Source organism: Rhodococcus pseudokoreensis (assembly GCF_017068395.1).
In the GTDB taxonomy this organism is placed as follows: Bacteria; Actinomycetota; Actinomycetes; order Mycobacteriales; family Mycobacteriaceae; genus Rhodococcus_F; species Rhodococcus_F pseudokoreensis.
On sequence record NZ_CP070619.1, the window covers coordinates 1,057,554 to 1,075,320 of the forward strand.

The 17,767-nt window shown below is 64.9% G+C and carries 32 protein-coding genes; 1 reads left to right on the plus strand and 31 read right to left on the minus strand.

Translation table 11 applies throughout. The annotated features are described in order from the left end of the window. Nucleotides 1-40: 40 nt before the first annotated feature. From truA to infA, 8 genes are all read right to left on the minus strand, one after another. Nucleotides 41-934 carry a tRNA pseudouridine(38-40) synthase TruA gene (truA, locus tag JWS13_RS10405; protein ID WP_206005507.1) on the minus strand — a complete coding sequence of 298 codons (894 nt, stop codon included), beginning with the start codon at nt 932-934 and terminating at the stop codon, nt 41-43. Between the two features lie 5 nt (nt 935-939). Continuing rightward, nucleotides 940-1,509 carry a 50S ribosomal protein L17 gene (rplQ, locus tag JWS13_RS10410; RefSeq protein ID WP_087558459.1) on the minus strand — a complete coding sequence of 190 codons (570 nt, stop codon included), beginning with the start codon at nt 1,507-1,509 and terminating at the stop codon, nt 940-942. Between the two features lie 27 nt (nt 1,510-1,536). Next, nucleotides 1,537-2,598, minus strand: coding sequence for a DNA-directed RNA polymerase subunit alpha (locus tag JWS13_RS10415; RefSeq protein ID WP_037244707.1), 1,062 nt, complete (start codon nt 2,596-2,598; stop codon nt 1,537-1,539). 116 nt (nt 2,599-2,714) lie between these two features. After that, a complete protein-coding gene (rpsD, locus tag JWS13_RS10420; RefSeq protein WP_005239683.1) occupies nt 2,715-3,320 on the minus strand; it encodes a 30S ribosomal protein S4 in 606 nt (201 codons plus the stop codon). 22 nt (nt 3,321-3,342) lie between these two features. Continuing rightward, a complete protein-coding gene (gene rpsK, locus JWS13_RS10425) occupies nt 3,343-3,756 on the minus strand; it encodes a 30S ribosomal protein S11 (RefSeq protein ID WP_005239680.1) in 414 nt (137 codons plus the stop codon). After that, a complete protein-coding gene (gene rpsM / locus JWS13_RS10430) occupies nt 3,756-4,130 on the minus strand; it encodes a 30S ribosomal protein S13 (RefSeq protein ID WP_005239677.1) in 375 nt (124 codons plus the stop codon). The genes rpsK and rpsM overlap by 1 nt, the downstream gene beginning before the upstream one ends. A gap of 221 nt (nt 4,131-4,351) precedes the next feature. After that, complete coding sequence (rpmJ, locus tag JWS13_RS10435) at nt 4,352-4,465, minus strand: 50S ribosomal protein L36 (RefSeq protein WP_003938068.1); 114 nt, start codon at nt 4,463-4,465, stop codon at nt 4,352-4,354. Nucleotides 4,466-4,552: 87 nt separating this feature from the next. Further along, nucleotides 4,553-4,774, minus strand: coding sequence for a translation initiation factor IF-1 (gene infA / locus JWS13_RS10440; protein ID WP_003418601.1), 222 nt, complete (start codon nt 4,772-4,774; stop codon nt 4,553-4,555). A 267-nt stretch (nt 4,775-5,041) separates the two neighbouring features. Here infA and dtd point away from each other — a divergent pair, with 267 nt between their 5' ends. Further along, the gene (gene dtd / locus JWS13_RS10445) at nt 5,042-5,479 is read left to right on the plus strand and encodes a D-aminoacyl-tRNA deacylase (protein ID WP_206005508.1); all 438 of its coding nucleotides are present in this window, start codon (nt 5,042-5,044) and stop codon (nt 5,477-5,479) included. A gap of 20 nt (nt 5,480-5,499) precedes the next feature. Here dtd and map read toward each other — a convergent pair whose 3' ends face one another. The 23 genes from map to rplC all read right to left on the minus strand — a co-directional run bounded on the left by map (nt 5,500) and on the right by rplC (nt 17,747). Next, nucleotides 5,500-6,297: a type I methionyl aminopeptidase gene (gene map, locus JWS13_RS10450; protein ID WP_160103638.1), complete on the minus strand. Its 798-nt coding sequence runs from the start codon at nt 6,295-6,297 to the stop codon at nt 5,500-5,502. Then, nucleotides 6,297-6,842 carry an adenylate kinase gene (locus JWS13_RS10455; RefSeq protein ID WP_015889923.1) on the minus strand — a complete coding sequence of 182 codons (546 nt, stop codon included), beginning with the start codon at nt 6,840-6,842 and terminating at the stop codon, nt 6,297-6,299. The genes map and JWS13_RS10455 overlap by 1 nt, the downstream gene beginning before the upstream one ends. Beyond that, entirely contained in the window at nt 6,839-8,152 is a 1,314-nt protein-coding gene (gene secY, locus JWS13_RS10460) for a preprotein translocase subunit SecY (RefSeq protein ID WP_087558460.1), read from the minus strand. The genes JWS13_RS10455 and secY overlap by 4 nt, the downstream gene beginning before the upstream one ends. Before the next feature lie 191 nt (nt 8,153-8,343). Then, nucleotides 8,344-8,787 (minus strand): 50S ribosomal protein L15, encoded by a 444-nt coding sequence (gene rplO / locus JWS13_RS10465; RefSeq protein WP_005239667.1) that lies wholly within the window; start codon nt 8,785-8,787, stop codon nt 8,344-8,346. A gap of 2 nt (nt 8,788-8,789) precedes the next feature. Further along, on the minus strand, nt 8,790-8,969 hold the full coding sequence (gene rpmD, locus JWS13_RS10470) for a 50S ribosomal protein L30 (protein ID WP_005253859.1): 180 nt from the start codon (nt 8,967-8,969) through the stop codon (nt 8,790-8,792). Next, nucleotides 8,969-9,625 (minus strand): 30S ribosomal protein S5, encoded by a 657-nt coding sequence (gene rpsE / locus JWS13_RS10475; protein WP_072945703.1) that lies wholly within the window; start codon nt 9,623-9,625, stop codon nt 8,969-8,971. Before rpsE ends, rpmD begins: the two co-directional genes overlap by 1 nt. A 37-nt stretch (nt 9,626-9,662) precedes the next feature. After that, on the minus strand, nt 9,663-10,070 hold the full coding sequence (gene rplR, locus JWS13_RS10480; protein WP_015889921.1) for a 50S ribosomal protein L18: 408 nt from the start codon (nt 10,068-10,070) through the stop codon (nt 9,663-9,665). 1 nt (nt 10,071) lies between these two features. Next, nucleotides 10,072-10,611: a 50S ribosomal protein L6 gene (rplF, locus tag JWS13_RS10485; protein ID WP_087558461.1), complete on the minus strand. Its 540-nt coding sequence runs from the start codon at nt 10,609-10,611 to the stop codon at nt 10,072-10,074. Nucleotides 10,612-10,625: 14 nt separating this feature from the next. Further along, nucleotides 10,626-11,024, minus strand: a complete 399-nt coding sequence (rpsH, locus tag JWS13_RS10490) for a 30S ribosomal protein S8 (RefSeq protein WP_005239657.1) — start codon at nt 11,022-11,024, stop codon at nt 10,626-10,628. Nucleotides 11,025-11,176: 152 nt separating this feature from the next. After that, complete coding sequence (locus JWS13_RS10495) at nt 11,177-11,362, minus strand: type Z 30S ribosomal protein S14 (protein WP_005239644.1); 186 nt, start codon at nt 11,360-11,362, stop codon at nt 11,177-11,179. A 4-nt stretch (nt 11,363-11,366) separates the two neighbouring features. Beyond that, complete coding sequence (rplE, locus tag JWS13_RS10500) at nt 11,367-11,933, minus strand: 50S ribosomal protein L5 (protein WP_005239642.1); 567 nt, start codon at nt 11,931-11,933, stop codon at nt 11,367-11,369. Between the two features lies 1 nt (nt 11,934). After that, a complete protein-coding gene (rplX, locus tag JWS13_RS10505; protein ID WP_005239640.1) occupies nt 11,935-12,252 on the minus strand; it encodes a 50S ribosomal protein L24 in 318 nt (105 codons plus the stop codon). Beyond that, complete coding sequence (gene rplN / locus JWS13_RS10510) at nt 12,252-12,620, minus strand: 50S ribosomal protein L14 (protein WP_005239639.1); 369 nt, start codon at nt 12,618-12,620, stop codon at nt 12,252-12,254. The genes rplX and rplN overlap by 1 nt, the downstream gene beginning before the upstream one ends. A 170-nt stretch (nt 12,621-12,790) precedes the next feature. Then, nucleotides 12,791-13,072: a 30S ribosomal protein S17 gene (gene rpsQ / locus JWS13_RS10515; protein ID WP_005239638.1), complete on the minus strand. Its 282-nt coding sequence runs from the start codon at nt 13,070-13,072 to the stop codon at nt 12,791-12,793. After that, entirely contained in the window at nt 13,069-13,305 is a 237-nt protein-coding gene (rpmC, locus tag JWS13_RS10520; RefSeq protein WP_005239637.1) for a 50S ribosomal protein L29, read from the minus strand. Before rpmC ends, rpsQ begins: the two co-directional genes overlap by 4 nt. Beyond that, a complete protein-coding gene (gene rplP, locus JWS13_RS10525; protein ID WP_005239636.1) occupies nt 13,305-13,721 on the minus strand; it encodes a 50S ribosomal protein L16 in 417 nt (138 codons plus the stop codon). Before rplP ends, rpmC begins: the two co-directional genes overlap by 1 nt. A 3-nt stretch (nt 13,722-13,724) precedes the next feature. Then, a complete protein-coding gene (gene rpsC, locus JWS13_RS10530) occupies nt 13,725-14,531 on the minus strand; it encodes a 30S ribosomal protein S3 (protein WP_005239635.1) in 807 nt (268 codons plus the stop codon). Further along, nucleotides 14,531-14,935 (minus strand): 50S ribosomal protein L22, encoded by a 405-nt coding sequence (rplV, locus tag JWS13_RS10535; protein WP_005239634.1) that lies wholly within the window; start codon nt 14,933-14,935, stop codon nt 14,531-14,533. Before rplV ends, rpsC begins: the two co-directional genes overlap by 1 nt. Next, complete coding sequence (rpsS, locus tag JWS13_RS10540; protein ID WP_003940820.1) at nt 14,932-15,213, minus strand: 30S ribosomal protein S19; 282 nt, start codon at nt 15,211-15,213, stop codon at nt 14,932-14,934. Before rpsS ends, rplV begins: the two co-directional genes overlap by 4 nt. A 13-nt stretch (nt 15,214-15,226) precedes the next feature. Beyond that, nucleotides 15,227-16,063: a 50S ribosomal protein L2 gene (gene rplB, locus JWS13_RS10545; RefSeq protein WP_015889918.1), complete on the minus strand. Its 837-nt coding sequence runs from the start codon at nt 16,061-16,063 to the stop codon at nt 15,227-15,229. 39 nt (nt 16,064-16,102) lie between these two features. After that, nucleotides 16,103-16,408, minus strand: a complete 306-nt coding sequence (rplW, locus tag JWS13_RS10550) for a 50S ribosomal protein L23 (RefSeq protein WP_005239632.1) — start codon at nt 16,406-16,408, stop codon at nt 16,103-16,105. Then, nucleotides 16,405-17,094, minus strand: coding sequence for a 50S ribosomal protein L4 (rplD, locus tag JWS13_RS10555; RefSeq protein ID WP_072945699.1), 690 nt, complete (start codon nt 17,092-17,094; stop codon nt 16,405-16,407). The genes rplW and rplD overlap by 4 nt, the downstream gene beginning before the upstream one ends. Further along, nucleotides 17,091-17,747: a 50S ribosomal protein L3 gene (rplC, locus tag JWS13_RS10560; RefSeq protein ID WP_087558463.1), complete on the minus strand. Its 657-nt coding sequence runs from the start codon at nt 17,745-17,747 to the stop codon at nt 17,091-17,093. The genes rplD and rplC overlap by 4 nt, the downstream gene beginning before the upstream one ends. Nucleotides 17,748-17,767: the final 20 nt, after the last annotated feature.

Below are 17,767 nucleotides of genomic sequence, written 5' to 3' on the forward strand. Positions count from 1 at the left end.
CCTTCTTTCCGGGGCAATCCTGGAGGTCGATGATCGGGCTTCAGTCGCCGCAGCAGCCGCCGGGCACGGTCCGAACGTCCCGGGTGATCTGGTTGCGTGCCGCCAGATCCGCGTCTTCGGGGTAGTCGACCCGCACCAGGGACAGTCCGTGCGCGGGGGCCACCAGAATCGAACTCGACCGCGACTTCTCGCGGAGGAGACCCTCGATCCAGCCCAGATCGCGCCTGCCCTCCCCCACGGCGAGAACCGCACCGACGAGACTGCGCACCATCGACCAGCAGAACGCGTCGGCGCTGACGAAGGCGGTGAACACGTCGCCGTCGCGTTCCCAATCGAAACGCTGCAGATCGCGGACCGTGGTGGCGCCTTCCCGGCGTTTGCAGAACGCCGCGAAGTCGTGCAACCCCAGCAGCGTCGCGGACGCCGAGCGCATGAGTTCGAGGTCGAGGACCTTCGGATACGACACGGTGTCCCGGGCTCGGAGCGGGTCGGCACCGTAGACCGCCGATGTCAGGCGGTACTCGTAGTGCCTCCGCATCGCGGAAAACCGTGCATCGAAGTGTTCGGGCGCGAAGGAGATGTGCTTGATCCGCACATCTTTCGGCAGAAACCGCGCGAGCCTGCGGACCAGCCGGGACGGGTCTTCCGGCAGGGCGTCGACCGGAACGTCGACGTGCGCGACCTGACCGTTGGCGTGGACGCCGGCGTCGGTCCGCCCCGCCACGGTGAGCTGCAACGGCGTGCGCAGGACGGCGCCGAGCTTCTCCTCGATCTCCCCGCACACGGTGCGCAGGCCGTTCTGGCGGGCCCACCCGGAGAAGTCCGTTCCGTCGTATGCGATATCCAGGCGCAAGCGGCGGGTCTCATACGAAACGGGCCCGCCGTCCCTCGGGGGGACGACGGGCTCGTTCGATTCAGCGTGTGCCGAAACCAAGTGGACTAGTCCTTCTTGGCCTCTTCGGCCTCGGGAGCGTCGGCCGCGGTGGCGGACTCGTCCTCGATGGCCTCGACGACGGCGTCAGCGTTCTCGACCTCGGCGTCCGTTGCCTCGGCCTCGACGGCCTCGACGACGTTCTCCTCGGCGGGAGCAGCAGCCGGCGCATCCTTCGACGCCTTCACGCGACGAGCGCGGTCGGCCTCGGAGGTGACGGTCTTCTCCTTGACGAGCTCGATGATCGCCATCGGCGCGTTGTCGCCCTTACGGGGGACCGTCTTGATGATGCGGGTGTAGCCGCCGTCACGATCGGCGTAGAACGGGCCGATCTCCGCGAACAGGGTGTGCACGACATCCTTGTTGCGGATGACCTTCAGAACCTCGCGACGGTGAGCCAGGGTCCCGGCCTTGGCGTGCGTGACGAGCTTCTCGGCGTACGGGCGCAGGGCCTTGGCCTTGGACTCCGTGGTGGTGATGCGGCCGTGCTCGAAGAGCGCGGTAGCCAGATTGGCGAAGATCGCCTTCTGGTGCGAAGCCGACCCGCCGAAGCGGGCACCCTTCTTGGGCTTGGGCATGATGATCTCCTAGTAAAGGACCGTGAGCTACAGCTGTTCGGTCTCGGCGTAGTCCTCGGTGCCCTCGGCATCACCGAAGGAACCGGCGTCCGTGTCGCTCCACGTTCCGGTGGCGGCGTCGTAGCCGGCAACGGTGGTGGGATCGAAGGACGCGGGGCTGTCCTTGAGGGCCAGGCCGAGCGAATGCAGCTTGACCTTCACCTCGTCGATGGACTTCTGTCCGAAGTTGCGGATGTCGAGCAGATCGGACTCGGTACGGCCGACAAGCTCACCGACGGTGTGAACACCCTCGCGCTTGAGGCAGTTGTAGGAACGGACCGTCAGGTCCAGGTCCTCGATGGGCAGTCCGAACGAAGCAATGTGATCGGCCTCGGCGGGCGAGGGTCCGATCTCGATGCCTTCTGCTTCGACGTTCAGCTCACGGGCCAGGCCGAAGAGCTCAACCAGGGTCTTGCCCGCAGAAGCGAGCGCGTCCCGAGCGGTGATGGAGTTCTTGGTTTCCACATCGAGCACGAGCCGATCGAAGTCGGTGCGCTGCTCGACGCGGGTGGCCTCCACCTTGTAGGTGACCTTGAGCACCGGCGAGTAGATCGAGTCGACCGGGATACGGCCGATCTCGGCGCCGGACGCCTTGTTCTGGACGGCGGGGACGTAGCCGCGACCGCGCTCGACGACGAGCTCGATCTCCAGCTTTCCCTTGTCGTTCAGGGTGGCGATGTGCAGATCCGGGTTGTTCACGGTGACGCCGGCCGGGGGCACGATGTCGCCTGCGGTCACAGCGCCGGGGCCCTGCTTGCGGACGTACATGGTGACCGGCTCGTCCTCTTCGGAGCTCACGACGAGGCCCTTGAGGTTCAGGATGACGTCGGTGACGTCTTCCTTCACACCGGGAACTGTGGTGAACTCGTGCAGAACGCCGTCGATGCGGATGCTGGTGACAGCAGCGCCGGGAATCGACGAGAGCAGCGTGCGGCGGAGCGAATTGCCGAGGGTGTACCCGAAGCCTGGCTCGAGGGGCTCGATGACGAACTTCGAGCGGTTGTCAGCGATGACCTCTTCGGTCAGCGTGGGTCGCTGAGAAATGAGCATTGGATTTCCTCCTGTACGGGCGTCCGCTATTTGACGCCCACGATGGGAAAGGCACTTCGTGCCCGTGCGCCTTTCCGGTAGTCGGAACTACCGGAAAGGCGCACGAGCCGTCAGGCCTACTTCGAGTAGTACTCGACGATGAGCTGTTCCTGCAGAGGAACGTCGATCTGCGCACGCTCGGGAAGCTGGTGAACCAGAACCCGGAGACGTCCACCGACAACCTGCAGCCAACCCGGGATCGGGCGATCGCCCTGGGTCTCGCGCGCAACCTGGAAGGGAAGCGTGGACAGCGACTTGTCCTTGACATCGATGATGTCGTACTGGGAGACGCGGTAGCTGGGGATGTCGACCTTCTTGTTGTTCACGAGAAGGTGACCGTGCGTGACCAGCTGACGGGCCTGGCGGCGGGTGCGTGCCAGTCCGGCGCGGTACACGACGTTGTCGAGACGCGACTCCAGGATGCGGAGCAGGTTCTCACCGGTCTTACCGGGGCGGTTGTTCGCCTCCTTGTAGTACAGGCGGAACTGCTTCTCCATGACGCCGTAGGTGAAGCGAGCCTTCTGCTTCTCCTGCAGCTGGAGCAGGTACTCGCTCTCCTTGATCCGCGCGCGGCCGTGCTGGCCCGGCGGGTAGGGACGACGCTCGAACGCCTGGTCGCCTCCAACGAGGTCGACGCGCAGACGACGCGACTTGCGGGTGATGGGTCCGGTATAACGTGCCATTTTTTTCTACCTATCCTTCCCGCTAGACCCGACGCCGCTTGGGCGGACGGCAGCCGTTGTGCGGCTGGGGGGTGACATCGGAAATGGTGCCGACCTCGAGGCCTGCAGCCTGAAGCGAGCGGATCGCGGTCTCACGGCCGGAGCCGGGGCCCTTGACGAAGACGTCGACCTTCTTGACACCGTGCTCCTGCGCCTTGCGGGCTGCATTCTCTGCGGCCAGCTGGGCGGCGAACGGGGTCGACTTACGCGAACCCTTGAAGCCGACGTGTCCCGAGGACGCCCAGGAAATCACGTTTCCGGCGGGGTCCGTGATGGACACGATGGTGTTGTTGAACGTGCTCTTGATGTGAGCGGCGCCGTGCGGGACGTTCTTCTTGTCCCTGCGACGCGCCTTCTGGGTCTTCTTCGGACCGGTGCTACGTGACTTGGGGGGCATTACTTCGCCTTCTTCTTGCCTGCAATGGTGCGCTTCGGACCCTTACGGGTACGGGCGTTGGTCTTGGTGCGCTGACCACGCACGGGCAGACCACGACGGTGGCGCAGGCCCTGGTAGCAGCCGATCTCGATCTTGCGTCGGATGTCGGCCTGGACCTCGCGGCGAAGGTCACCCTCGACCTTCAGCGACTCCTCGATGTACTCGCGGAGCTTGGCCAGATCCTCGTCCGAGAGATCCTTGCTCCGCAGATCCGGGCTGACGCCGGTGGCGTCCAGGATCTCCTTGGAGCGGGTACGGCCGATGCCGTAGATGTAAGTAAGTGCGATCTCCATCCGCTTTTCACGGGGAAGATCGACACCTGCGAGACGTGCCATGTCGGCATTTCCTATCGGTGTGCGGAGGTCTGCTCCCAGTCCATCCCCTGTGCCTCTTCAAACGTCGGCGGTCTCGCGACCGACAATGCTTCAACTAACTCAGTGGGGCCCCGGCCTCCGTGCCGGGGGTGAACCAGTACCTGCTCGAGAGCCGTGAGTACTGGCTGGTGCTGGGAGGTCATCTTTGCTTGTTGCCAAGCAGATCCTCGAAAAGCGGAGATCTAGCCCTGACGCTGCTTGTGGCGCAGGTTCTCGCAGATCACCATGACCCGGCCGTTACGACGGATCACCTTGCACTTTTCGCAGATCTTCTTGACGCTCGGCTGAACCTTCACGTCTTCTGATCTCCTGTTTTGTGGCAGCCCACTACGCAGATCCGCAGCGGACGTACTTCTCCCCGACCTGGTCGGGCGGGGAAGCTTTTACTTGTACCGGTAAACGATGCGTCCGCGCGACAAGTCGTAGGGCGACAGCTCCACGACAACGCGATCTTCCGGGAGGATGCGAATGTAGTGCTGACGCATCTTTCCGCTGATGTGGGCGAGAACCTTGTGGCCGTTCTCGAGCTCAATGCGGAACATCGCATTGGGCAGCGGCTCGACTACTCGTCCCTCGACCTCGATGGCCCCGTCTTTCTTAGCCATATCCTCCGCGATCCATGTGGTTTGGCGTGCTTATTGCATCTGTTTCCGTTACCGTGGCGCCCAATGGGATCTTCACCGGCCGAAACATGAACAATCCGGATCGAATCCGGCACTGGGCACGCAGACAACCGGCACGCATAGCGCACCGTTGATCCATGTTACGGGAAATTGCTCACCAGGCCAAATGCGGTCCCCGGAGGACCCGCCCGCCCGGCGAGAATTCCGCTTCCGAACCCCACCGGTCACGACTCTCGAAGGATGGTGTGCGTGCGCGCCCTGGTACAGCGAGTGACGTCCGCGTCGGTCCGAGTGGACGGCGACGAGGTGGGACGGATCACTCCCCCGGCCGGCGGCCACGGGCTGCTCGTCCTGGTCGGCGTCACCCATACGGACGACTCGGCGAAGGCGGCGCTGCTCGCTAAGAAGGTGTGGACCATGCGCATCCTGGAGAACGAGCAGTCCGCTGCCGACCTCGACGCCCCGGTGCTCGTCGCCAGTCAGTTCACGCTGATGGCGGACACCCGGCGGGGCAGGCGCCCGTCCTGGTCCGCCGCGGCGCCGAGGCCCGTGGCGGAACCACTGGTGGACGAGTTCACCGGCGCCCTCCGCGAGCTGGGCGCAACCGTCGAGACGGGCGTGTTCGGCGAACACATGGAGATCAGCCTCGTCAACGACGGCCCGGTGACGCTGCTGATCGACGTGTAGCCCGCACCCGCGGGCGGCCGCTACTCCGGACGCAGGGTCAGGATGCGCGGTCCGTCCTCGGTGACGGCGACCGTGTGCTCCCAATGCGCCGCACGGGTGCCGTCCGTGGTGACGACGGTCCAATCATCCTCGAGGACAACCGTATCCGTGGTACCGAGGGTCAGCATCGGCTCGATCGCCAGAACGGAACCGACCACCAGTTGAGGCCCCTTGCCGGGGGCTCCCTCGTTGGCGAGGAACGGCTCCATGTGCATTTCCCGGCCGATGCCGTGACCGCCGTAGCCGTCGACGATGCCGTACTTGCGGTCGTGCGCGACCTCGGCGGCGCGGGTGCCGAGTTCGATGGCGTGCGAGATGTCGGTGAGCCGGTTGCCGGGCAGCATGGCCGCGATCCCCGCCTCCATCGACAGCCGGGTGGCCTCGCTGAGCTGCTGGTCCGCTTCGATGATGTCGCCGACACCGAACGTCCACGCGGAGTCGCCGTGCCAGCCGTCGAGAATGGCGCCGCAGTCGATGGAGACGAGGTCTCCCTCGGCGAGAATGTCTTCTGCCGAGGGAATCCCGTGCACCACGCGATCGTTCACTGACGAACAGATCGACCCGCTGAACCCGTGGTAGCCCTTGAACGACGGCACGGCGCCGGCGCCACGGATGACCGACTCGGCCACCTCGTCGAGTTCGAGCGTGCTCACACCCGGCTTCGCCGCTTCGCGGACCGCGACGAGAGCCGCACCGACGATGGCACCGGCGGCCGCCATCGCGTCCAGCTCGCCCGCGGTCCGGAACGGAACGACCTTGCGCTTACGCCCGAAGCCCATTACTTACCCAGCGCTGCCAGTGCGCGAGCGTTGACCTCGTCGACCTCACCGAGGGCGTCGACGGTCACCAGCTGCTCCTTGTAGTGATCGAGCAGCGGCGCGGTCTCCTCGCGGTACACCCGGAGCCGGTTGCGGATGACGTCTTCCTTGTCGTCGGCGCGGCCACGGGCCAGCATCCGCTCGACCACGACGTCCTCGTCGACGATGAACGACAGCACGGCGTCGAGCTTGGTGTTCAGCTCGGCCAGGATCGCCTCGAGCGCCTGAGCCTGGTCGACGGTCCGGGGGAAACCGTCGAGGAGGAACCCGTTGGCGGCATCCGGCTCGCCGACGCGGGCCTTCACCATGTTGTTGGTGATCTCGCTGGGAACCAGGTCCCCGGCGTCCAGGTACTTCTTCGCCTCGAGGCCGAGAGGGGTGGCCTGGCCGATGTTCGCGCGGAACAGGTCGCCCGTGGAGATGTGCGGGACGCCGAGCTTCTCGGACAGGATCGCGGCCTGGGTGCCCTTGCCTGCACCGGGAGGACCAAGGAGGACAAGTCTCACTTGAGGAACCCTTCGTAGTTACGTTGCATCAATTGACTTTCGATCTGCTTGACCGTGTCCAGGGCGACGCTGACGAGAATCAGCACGGCCGCACCACCGAAGATGCTGCTGGAGGTCTGGCTTCCGGACAGGAAGAAGTGGGGCAGCACCGCGATCAGGCCGAGGTAGATCGAGCCGGGAACGGTGATGCGGTTGAGCACGTAATTCAGGTAGTCCGCGGTGGGGCGACCCGGGCGGATACCGGGGATGAAGCCGCCGAACTTCTTCATCTCGTCCGCGCGCTCTTCCGGATTGAACGTGATCGCGACGTAGAAGAACACGAAGAACACGATCAGCGCGAAGTAGATGACGATGTACACCGGGTTGTTCGGATTCACCAGGTATTCGTTGATGATCCGCTGCCACCAGCTGGGGTCGGCGGCCGACGTGGCGCCGGTGAGCTGCGCGATGAGGTTCGGCAGGTACAGCAGCGACGACGCGAAGATGACCGGGATGATGCCGGCCTGGTTGACCTTGAGCGGCAGGTACGTCGACGAACCGCCGTACATCTTGCGGCCGACCATGCGCTTGGCGTACTGCACCGGGATGCGCCGCTGGCCCTGCTCGACGAAGACCACGCCGGCGATGATGGCGAGCGCCGCGACGCAGATGATCGCGAAGATCAGTCCACCGCGGCTGTCCAGGATGGCCTTGCCCTCGGACGGCAGGCGGGACGCGATACCCGAGAAGATCAGCAGCGACATGCCGTTGCCGACACCGCGCTCGGTGATGACCTCGCCGAACCACATGACGAGTGCAGCACCCGCGGTCATGACCAGCACGATGATCACGAGACCGAAGATGCTCTTGTCGGCGATGATCTCTTCCTGACATCCCTGCAGCAGCTGGCCGCGGGACGCGAGCGCCACGATGCCGGTGGCCTGCAGGATCGCCAGGGCGATCGACAGATAGCGCGTGTACTGCGTCATCTTCGCCTGGCCGGACTGGCCTTCCTTCCGGAGTTCCTCGAACTTCGGAATGACGACCGTCAACAGCTGGACGATGATGCTGGCCGTGATGTACGGCATGATGCCGATCGCGAAGATCGACAGCTGCAGCAGTGCACCGCCGGAAAACAGGTTGATCAGCGAGTAGATGCCCGCGGTATCGCCGCCCGACAGCTGATCGACACACGATCGGACGTTGGCGTAGTCCACGCCCGGCGACGGGATCACGGCACCGATGCGATACAGCGCAACGAGACCGAGCGCGATGAGGATCTTCCGCCTCAGGTCCGGGGTCCTGAGGGCCGAGACGAAGGCGGAAAGCAAAGATCCTCCTGGCACGACGGTGGGGAGACGAAGTCGTAAGCAGACTTGTCCGTGAATGAACTCTAGAACTCTAACAGTGGCAACTGAACGCACAGTTGGGCGACCTGCGGCAGTGCTGCCCGTACAGCCGCAAATGGCCGCAGTACAGCGCGGGGCTGTACTGCGGCCATCTACTGGCTAGCGGTGATAGCTCACAGCTCGGTGGCGGTACCACCGGCAGCAGCGATCTTCTCCTTGGCGGAGCCGGTGAACTTGTCGACCGTCACCTGGACGGCGACAGTCAGGTCGCCGTCGCCGAGAACCTTGACGAGCTGGTTCTTGCGAACGGCACCCTTGGCAACGAGGTCCTCGACCGTGACCTGTCCACCCTCGGGGAACAGACGGGCGATGTCGCCGACGTTGACGACCTGGTACTCGGTGCGGAACGGGTTGGTGAAGCCCTTGAGCTTGGGCAGACGCATGTGCAGCGGCATCTGTCCACCCTCGAAGGCGGCGGGCACATTCTTGCGGGCCTTGGTGCCCTTCGTGCCGCGGCCTGCGGTCTTGCCGCGCTTGCCGCCCTCACCACGACCGACGCGGATCTTGTCGGACTTGGCTCCCGGCGCGGGGCGCAGGTGATGCAGTTTGATGGTCATGGTTAGACCTCCTCAACTGTGACGAGGTGGCGCACCACGTTGATCAGACCGCGGTTCTGCGCATTGTCCTCGCGGACAACCGTCTGACGGATGCCCTTCAAGCCGAGGGTGCGCAGCGAGTTCCGCTGGTTCTGCTTGGTACCGATGGTGCTCTTGATCTGAGTGACCTTGAGTTCGGCCATTACTTCACGCTCCCAGCCTGTGCGCGCGCACGCAGCATGCCGGCGGGGGCAACGTCCTCGAGGGCGAGACCGCGGCGAGCGGCAACTTCCTCGGGGCGCTGCAGGCCCTTGAGCGCAGCGACGGTCGCATGCACAACATTGATGGCGTTGTCGCTACCGAGCGACTTCGACAGAATGTCGTGGATGCCGGCGCATTCCAGCACGGCACGCACCGCGCCACCGGCGATGACACCGGTACCGGGGCTTGCCGGACGCAGCATGACGACGCCCGCTGCGGCCTCACCCTGAATCGGGTGCGTGATGGTGCTGCCGATCATCGGAACGCGGAAGAAGCTCTTGCGAGCCTCCTCGACGCCCTTCTGGATGGCCGCAGGAACTTCCTTGGCCTTGCCGTAGCCGACGCCGACCAGTCCGTTGCCGTCGCCCACGATCACCAGAGCGGTGAAGCTGAAGCGACGACCACCCTTGACCACCTTCGACACGCGGTTGATCGTGACGACGCGCTCGATGTGGTTCGACTTCTCGGCCGACTGTCCGCCGCGACGATCGTCGCGACCGCCACCACGACGGTCGCCGCCGCCGCGGTTGTCCCCGGTGTTGGGGCCATTCTGTCCGGCGGGTCCGCTTCCGCCGTCACGCCTCTGACGTCCCGGCATCAGGCTGTCCTTCCGTTCATGTACTCGGTCTTGGTCATCAGAACTTCAACCCGCCTTCGCGAGCTGCGTCCGCAAGGGCCGCGATGCGACCGTGGTAGCCGTGTCCGCCGTGGTCGAACACGACGGTCTCGACACCGGCTGCCTTCGCGCGCTCGGCGATCAGCTGACCGACCTTCGCACTGAGGGCCTTCTTGTCGCCGTCCGCTGCACGCACGTCGGCCTCGGTGGTCGACGCCGCAGCCAGGGTGTGGCCTGCGAGGTCGTCCACGAGCTGGACGTGGATGTGGCGCGAGGACCGGTTGACGACCAGGCGGGGACGCTCGGGCGTGCCGGAGACCTTCTTGCGGAGACGGAAGTGACGACGCACCTTCGACAGGCGACGCTTCGTGGACGCATCCTTGCCGAGCGGAATCCGCTTGGCTTTCTGGTTTGCAGTCTGGCTCATATCACTTACCCGTCTTTCCGACCTTGCGGCGGATCTGCTCACCCTCGTAACGCACGCCCTTGCCCTTGTACGGGTCCGGACGACGGAGACGACGGATGTTGGCCGAGATCTGCCCGACCTTCTGCTTGTCGATGCCCGACACCGAGAACCTGGTGGGCGACTCGACCGCGAAGGTGATGCCTTCCGGAGCCTCGATCGGGACCGGGTGGCTGTAGCCGAGTGCGAACTCGAGGTCCTTGCCCTTGAGCGCGACGCGGTAACCGACGCCGTGAATCTCCATCTTGGTGGTGTAACCGTCGGTGACACCGGTGATGAGGTTCTGAACCAGGGTGCGAGACAGACCGTGCAGCGCGCGGCTGCGACGCTCGTCGTCCGGACGGGTCACGCTGAGCGTGCCGTCGTCGTTCTTCGCAATGGCAATCGGCTCGGAGATCGTCAGGGCCAGCGAGCCCTTGGGTCCCTTGACCGTGACGTCCTGGCCGTCGATCGAGACGTCGACGCCGCCGGGGACGGTGACGGGAATCTTTCCAATACGCGACATTGTGGTGGCCTCCCTTACCAGACGTAGGCGAGGACTTCCCCGCCCACTCCTTGATTGGCCGCCTGGCGATCGGTGAGCAGGCCGGTGGACGTGGAAATGATCGCCACGCCGAGGCCGCCCAGAACCTTGGGCAGGTTGGTGGACTTCGCGTACACACGCAGACCCGGCTTGGAGACGCGGCGCACGCCGGCGAGGCTGCGCTCACGGCTCGGGCCGTACTTCAGGTCGACGATGAGGGTCTTGCCGACCTCGGCGTCTTCGGTGCGGTAGTCGGCGATGTAACCCTCGCGCTTGAGGATCTCGGCGATGTTCGCCTTGATCTTCGAGTGGGGCAACTTCACCTCATCGTGGTACGCCGTGTTGGCGTTGCGCAGACGCGTCAAGAAGTCTGCGATGGGGTCGGTCATGGTCATGAGGTTGACCTCTACCTTTCTCACAACGGTTCCCTCTGCCGTTTCCGGCGCAGGCCTATCGCGAAGTAGGTCTTACGTTTCCCGGTCCGAGGTTACGAACCGGAAGTCTGTGGGGGTGACGCCGTCGCCGTTGCGGCGACGGCGTCACCGGCTCACCAGGAGCTCTTGTGAACGCCGGGCAGCTCGCCGGCGTGCGCCATCTCACGGACGCAGATTCGGCACAGGCCGAACTTGCGGAACACCGAGTGCGGACGGCCGCAGCGCTGGCAGCGGGTGTAGGCGCGCACCGCGAACTTGGGCTTCTTGTTGGCCTTGTTGACCAATGCCTTCTTAGCCATTAGCTCAGTTCTCCTTGAACGGGAAGCCGAGGTGCTTCAGCAGGGCACGGCCTTCTTCGTTGTTGGTCGCGGTGGTCACCACGGTGATGTCCATGCCGCGCGGGCGGTCGATCTTGTCCACGTCGATCTCGTGGAACATCGACTGCTCGTTCAGGCCGAACGTGTAGTTGCCGTTGCCGTCGAACTGGTTGCCCGACAGGCCGCGGAAGTCCCTGATGCGGGGAAGCGCGACGGACACGAGACGGTCCAGGAACTCCCACATGCGGTCGCCACGCAGCGTGACGCGGGCACCGATCGGCATTCCCTCGCGGAGCTTGAACTGCGCGATGGACTTGCGTGCCTTGCGGATCTCGGGCTTCTGACCGGTGATCAGAGCGAGATCGTTGACGGCACCGTTGATCAGCTTGGCGTCGCGCGCGGCGTCACCGACACCCATGTTGACGACGACCTTGACGACGCCGGGGATCTGCATCACGTTGGCGTAGTCGAACTCGGTGTTCAGCGCAGCCTTGATCTCCTCGCGGTAGCGAGTCTTCAGGCGCGGCTGGATCTTGTTCTCAGTGGAGGTCATGTCAGATGTCCTTCCCGTTCTTCCGGGAAATCCGAACGCGCTTGCCGGACTCTTCGTCGGTCCGGTAGCCCACGCGAGTGGGGTTGCCGTCCGAGTCGACGACCGCGACGTTGGAAACGTGGATCGGGGCTTCCTGCGTGACGATGCCGCCGGAGGAAGCTCCGCGCTCGTTCGCGGAAACCGCGGTGTGCTTCTTGATGCGGTTCACGCCTTCGACGAGGACCTTGTTGGTCGCGGGGTAGGCCTGGATGACCTTGCCCTTCGCGCCCTTGTCCTTGCCGGCGATGACCAGCACGGTGTCACCCTTGTGCACCTTCATCACAGCACCTCCGGGGCGAGCGAGACGATCTTCATGAACTTCTTCTCACGCAGCTCGCGGCCGACGGGGCCGAAGATGCGGGTGCCACGGGGATCGTTGTCCGGCTTGATGAGGACGGCGGCGTTCTCGTCGAACTTGATGTACGACCCGTCCGGACGGCGGCGTTCCTTGGTGGTGCGGACGATGACGGCCTTGACGACCTCGCCCTTCTTGATGTTTCCACCCGGGATGGCGTCCTTGACGGTGGCGACGATGATGTCACCGATCCCGGCGTAGCGGCGAGACGAACCACCGAGAACGCGGATGCAGAGAATCTCCTTGGCACCCGTGTTGTCGGCGACGCGCAGCCGCGACTCCTGCTGAATCACTTACTTCTCCTTGACCTGGACTGTTGCACGGCAGATTTCCGACCCGACGTGCGCGGTCTGCACCCGTGCCCTGCGAGAGGGGCCGCCCGGGTGGGCGGCACAACGGTGGGGTTGCCGTGCGTCTGCCGCAAGGCAACCCCACCATCGTACTGGATGCATTATTCGGTTTCTTACTTGGCCTTCTCGAGGACCTCGACGAGACGCCAGTGCTTGGTCGCGGACAGCGGACGGGTCTCCATCAGCTGCACGCGGTCACCGATGCCTGCGACGCCGTTCTCGTCGTGCGCCTTCACCTTGCTGGTGCGCCGGATGATCTTGCCGTAGAGCGGGTGCTTGACCCGGTCCTCGAGCTCGACCACGATCGTCTTCTCCATCTTGTCGGAGACGACGTATCCGGTGCGGACCTTACGGCTGCCGCGCTCTTCAGTGCTCACTGCTTTTTCCTCACTCATGCCGCGTCACCTGCGTCCGGACCGACGGCCAGCCCGAGCTCACGCTCACGCAGAACGGTGTAGATGCGCGCGATCTCGTGACGAACGGTACGCAGTCGACGGTTGTTGTCCATCTGACCCGTGGCCATCTGGAAACGAAGGTTGAACAGCTCTTCCTTCGACTCACGAAGCCGGGTGACCAGCTCTTCTTCGGTGAGCTCGCGGAGCTCTGCGGCTGGGGTTCCAGTAGCCATCAGAACTGCTCCTCCCTTGTCACGATCCGGCACTTGCACGGGAGCTTGTGCATCGCGCGACGCAGGGCCTCACGAGCGATCTCCTCATTGGGGTAGCTCATTTCGAACATCACGCGACCGGGCTTGACGTTCGCGATCCACCACTCGGGCGAACCCTTACCGGAACCCATGCGGGTTTCGGCCGGCTTCTTGGTGAGGGGGCGATCCGGGAAGATGTTGATCCAGATCTTGCCGCCACGCTTGATGTGCCGGGTCATGGCGATACGAGCGGACTCGATCTGCCGGTTGGTGATGTAGGCGGGCTCGAGAGCCTGGATGCCGTAGTCACCGAAGGTCACCTGGGTTCCACCCTTGGCGGCACCCGAACGGCTCGGATGGTGCTGCTTGCGGTGCTTGACCCGCCGTGGGATCAACATGCGTCAGCCCTCCTTCTGTTCAGTCGTAGCGGGTGCATCGGCGGTGGCGGTCGCTGCGCGGCCGGCCTCGGTGCTGGTCGCGGTGGTGCCGGTGGCACCGGAGCGACGGGGACGGCTCGGACGCTCACGCCGCGGGCGGTCGCCTGCGGGAGCAGCCACGTTGGCGGCGAGCTCACGCTTGCCACCGACGATGTCGCCCTTGTAGATCCAGACCTTCACGCCGATGCGGCCGAAGGTGGTCTTGGCCTCGTAGAGGCCGTAGTCGATGTCCGCGCGAAGCGTGTGCAGCGGCACACGGCCTTCGCGGTAGAACTCCGACCGGGACATCTCGGCGCCGCCGAGACGACCGGAGCACTGAACGCGGATTCCCTTGACGTTGGGCTGACGCATGGCCGACTGGATGGCCTTGCGCATGGCGCGACGGAAGGCGACACGGTTCGAGAGCTGCTCGGCCACACCCTGTGCGACGAGCTGAGCCTCGGCCTCGGCGTTCTTGACCTCGAGGATGTTCAGCTGAACCTGCTTGCCGGTCAGCTTCTCGAGCTCGGAACGGATGCGATCGGCTTCGGCGCCGCGGCGGCCGATGACGATGCCCGGGCGGGCGGTGTGGATGTCGACACGAACACGGTCACGCGTGCGCTCGATCTCGACCTTCGCGATGCCCGCGCGCTCCATGCCGGTGGCGAGGAGCTTACGGATGGCGACGTCTTCCTTGACGTACTCCGCGTACTGCTTGTCTGCGTACCAGCGAGACTTCCAGTCGGTGGTGATGCCGAGGCGGAAGCCGTGCGGGTTGATTTTCTGGCCCACTACTGAGCACTTCCCTTCCGGCGATTACGGGTCGATGTTCCGGTCTTCGGCAGGCTCTCCACGATCACGGTGATGTGACTGGTGCGCTTGCGGATACGGAACGCACGTCCCTGTGCACGCGGCTGGAACCGCTTGAGGGTCGCGCCCTCGTCCACGAACGCCGTGGCGACGACAAGCGTGCTCGGGTCGAGGTCGAGGTTGTTCTCGGCGTTGGCTGCTGCGGAGGCGATCACCTTGGCGACCGGCTCGCTCGCTGCCTGCGGCGCGAACTTCAGGATGTTCAGGGCGTCTTCAACCGAACGCCCGCGGACCAGGTCCACAACGCGACGCGCCTTCATCGGCGTGACGCGCACGTGGCGCGCTACTGCCTTGGCGGTCGGGTTGGCGGTTTCGGTGTTGCTCATCGCCTCTTCGCCTTCCGATCATCCTTGATGTGACCCTTGAACGTGCGGGTCGGTGCAAACTCTCCGAGCTTGTGTCCGACCATCGAGTCGGAAACGAACACGGGGACGTGCTTGCGGCCGTCGTGAACCGCAAACGTGTGGCCGATGAAGTCCGGGATGATCGTGGAACGACGGGACCAGGTCTTGATGACCTGCTTGGTTCCCTTTTCGTTCTGCACGTCCACCTTCGCGAGGAGGTGGTCATCGACGAACGGGCCCTTCTTGAGGCTGCGTGGCATCCTTCACTCCCTCCTAGCGCTTGTTCTTGCCGGTACGGCGACGACGGACAATGAGCTTGTCGCTCGCCTTGTTCTTGCGGGTGCGGCCCTCGGGCTTGCCCCACGGGCTGACCGGGTGGCGACCACCGGAGGTCTTACCCTCACCACCACCGTGCGGGTGGTCGACCGGGTTCATCACGACACCACGGACGGTCGGGCGCTTGCCCTTCCAGCGCATACGGCCGGCCTTGCCCCAGTTGATGTTCGACTGTTCGGCGTTGCCGACCTCACCGATCGAGGCGCGGCAGCGAACGTCGACGCGACGGATTTCGCCGGACGGCATACGCAGCGTGGCGTAGGTGCCTTCCTTACCGAGCAGCTGGATGCTGGATCCGGCCGAGCGGGCCATCTTCGCGCCGCCACCCGGGCGGAGTTCCACCGCATGGATGGTGGTACCCGTCGGGATGTTGCGCAGGGGCAGGTTGTTGCCGGGCTTGATGTCGGCGCCTGCACCGGACTCGACCGGTGCACCCTGGAACAGGCCCTTGGGGGCGATGATGTAGCGCTTCTCGCCGTCCGCGTAGTGCAGCAGGGCGATACGCGCGGTGCGGTTGGGGTCGTACTCGATGTGAGCGACCTTGGCCGGCACGCCGTCCTTGTCGTTGCGACGGAAATCGATCAGCCGGTAGGCGCGCTTGTGTCCGCCACCCTTGTGACGGGTGGTGATACGACCGTGTGCGTTACGTCCACCGCGTCCGTGGAGCGGGCGAACCAGCGACTTCTCGGGGGTCGACCGAGTGATCTCGGCGAAGTCCGAGACGCTCGAGCCACGACGGCCCGGGGTAGTCGGCTTGTACTTACGGATTGCCATGAGTCTTCTCGTCCTCTATGTCTCGTCAAGTCCCGGCGCTTACGCGACCGGTCCTCCGAAGATCTCGATGGGCTTGCTGTCGGCCGAGAGGGTCACGAGCGCGCGCTTGGTGTCCTTGCGCTTGCCGTAACCGAACCGGGTCCGCTTGCGCTTGCCCTGACGGTTGGCGGTGTTGACGCTGGTCACGGTGACGCCGAAGATCTTCTCGACGGCAATCTTGATCTGCGTCTTGTTCGAGTCCGGGTGCACCAGGAAGGTGTAGGTGCCTTCCTCGATCAGTCCGTAGGACTTCTCGGAGATGACCGGGGCGAGCAGGATGTCGCGGGGATCGGCGATGGTGCTCACTTGCCCTCCTCCTTGTTCTCTTCCTGGGCGGTCTCGGCGGGCCCGTGGATGAACGCGTTGAGCGCCTCGACGCTGAACACGACGTCATCGCTGTTGAGCACGTCGTAGGTGTTGAGCTGGTCGGGTGCAATGGGGTGCACGCCGTCCAGGTTCTGCACGCTCTTCCAGGCCGCGATGTCCGCGCGCCCGACGACGAGCAGGACCTTCTTGCGATCCGAGATCTCGCCGAGGAAGGTGCGGGCGGACTTCGTGGACGGAGTCTGACCGGCGACCAGTTCGGTGATCACGTGGATGCGCTCGTTGCGGGCCCGGTCGGAGAGGGCTCCGCGCAGTGCGGCGGCCTTCATCTTCTTGGGGGTCCGCTGGCTGTAGTCGCGCGGCTGCGGGCCGTGGACGGTGCCACCACCGGCGAACTGCGGTGCACGGGTCGAGCCCTGACGGGCGCGGCCGGTGCCCTTCTGGCGGTACGGCTTCTTGCCACCGCCGCGAACCTCGCCGCGGGTCTTGGTGGAGTGGGTGCCCTGACGTGCAGCGGCGAGCTGCGCGACGACAACCTGGTGGAGAAGCGCGATGTTGGCAGGCGCGTCGAAGATCTCCGCGGGGAGATCGACGGTGCCGTTGGTCTTGCCGCCGGCGACCTTGACGTCCAGCGTCAGCTTGGTCGTCGATGTCTCGGTGCTGGTCATGCTCGTGCACCACCCTTCACTGCACTCTTGACGATCACGAGGCCACCCTTGCGGCCGGGGATCGCACCCTTGATCAGCAGCAGGCCGTTCTCGGCGTCCACCTTGTGAACGGAGAGGTTCTGCGTCGTGATGCGGTCGCTACCCATGCGGCCGGACATGCGCATGCCCTTGAACACGCGGCCCGGAGTGGCGCAACCACCGATGGAACCGGGGCGACGGTGAACGGCCTGCGCACCGTGCGATGCACCCTGACCGGAGAAGCCGTGGCGCTTCATGGTTCCGGCGAAGCCCTTACCCTTGCTGGTTCCGGTGACGTCGACGTAAGCGCCGTCCTCGAAGACCTCGGCGGTAAGTTCCTGGCCGACCTCGTACTCCGAGGTGTCGGCAACGCGGAGCTCCACAACGTGGCGGCGCGGGGTGACGCCGGCCTTGGCGAACTGGCCGGAAGTCGGCTTGTTCACCTTGCGCGGGTCGATGGCGCCGAACGCGAGCTGCACGGCGCTGTAGCCGTCACGCTCTTCGGTACGAATCTGGGTCACGACGTTCGGTCCGGCCTTCACGACGGTGACCGGAACGACCCGGTTGTTCTCGTCGAAGACCTGGGTCATGCCGAGCTTGGTGCCCAGGATTCCCTTGATCTTGGTATCAGTCATTGTTTTTGTCTCCGCCGCGC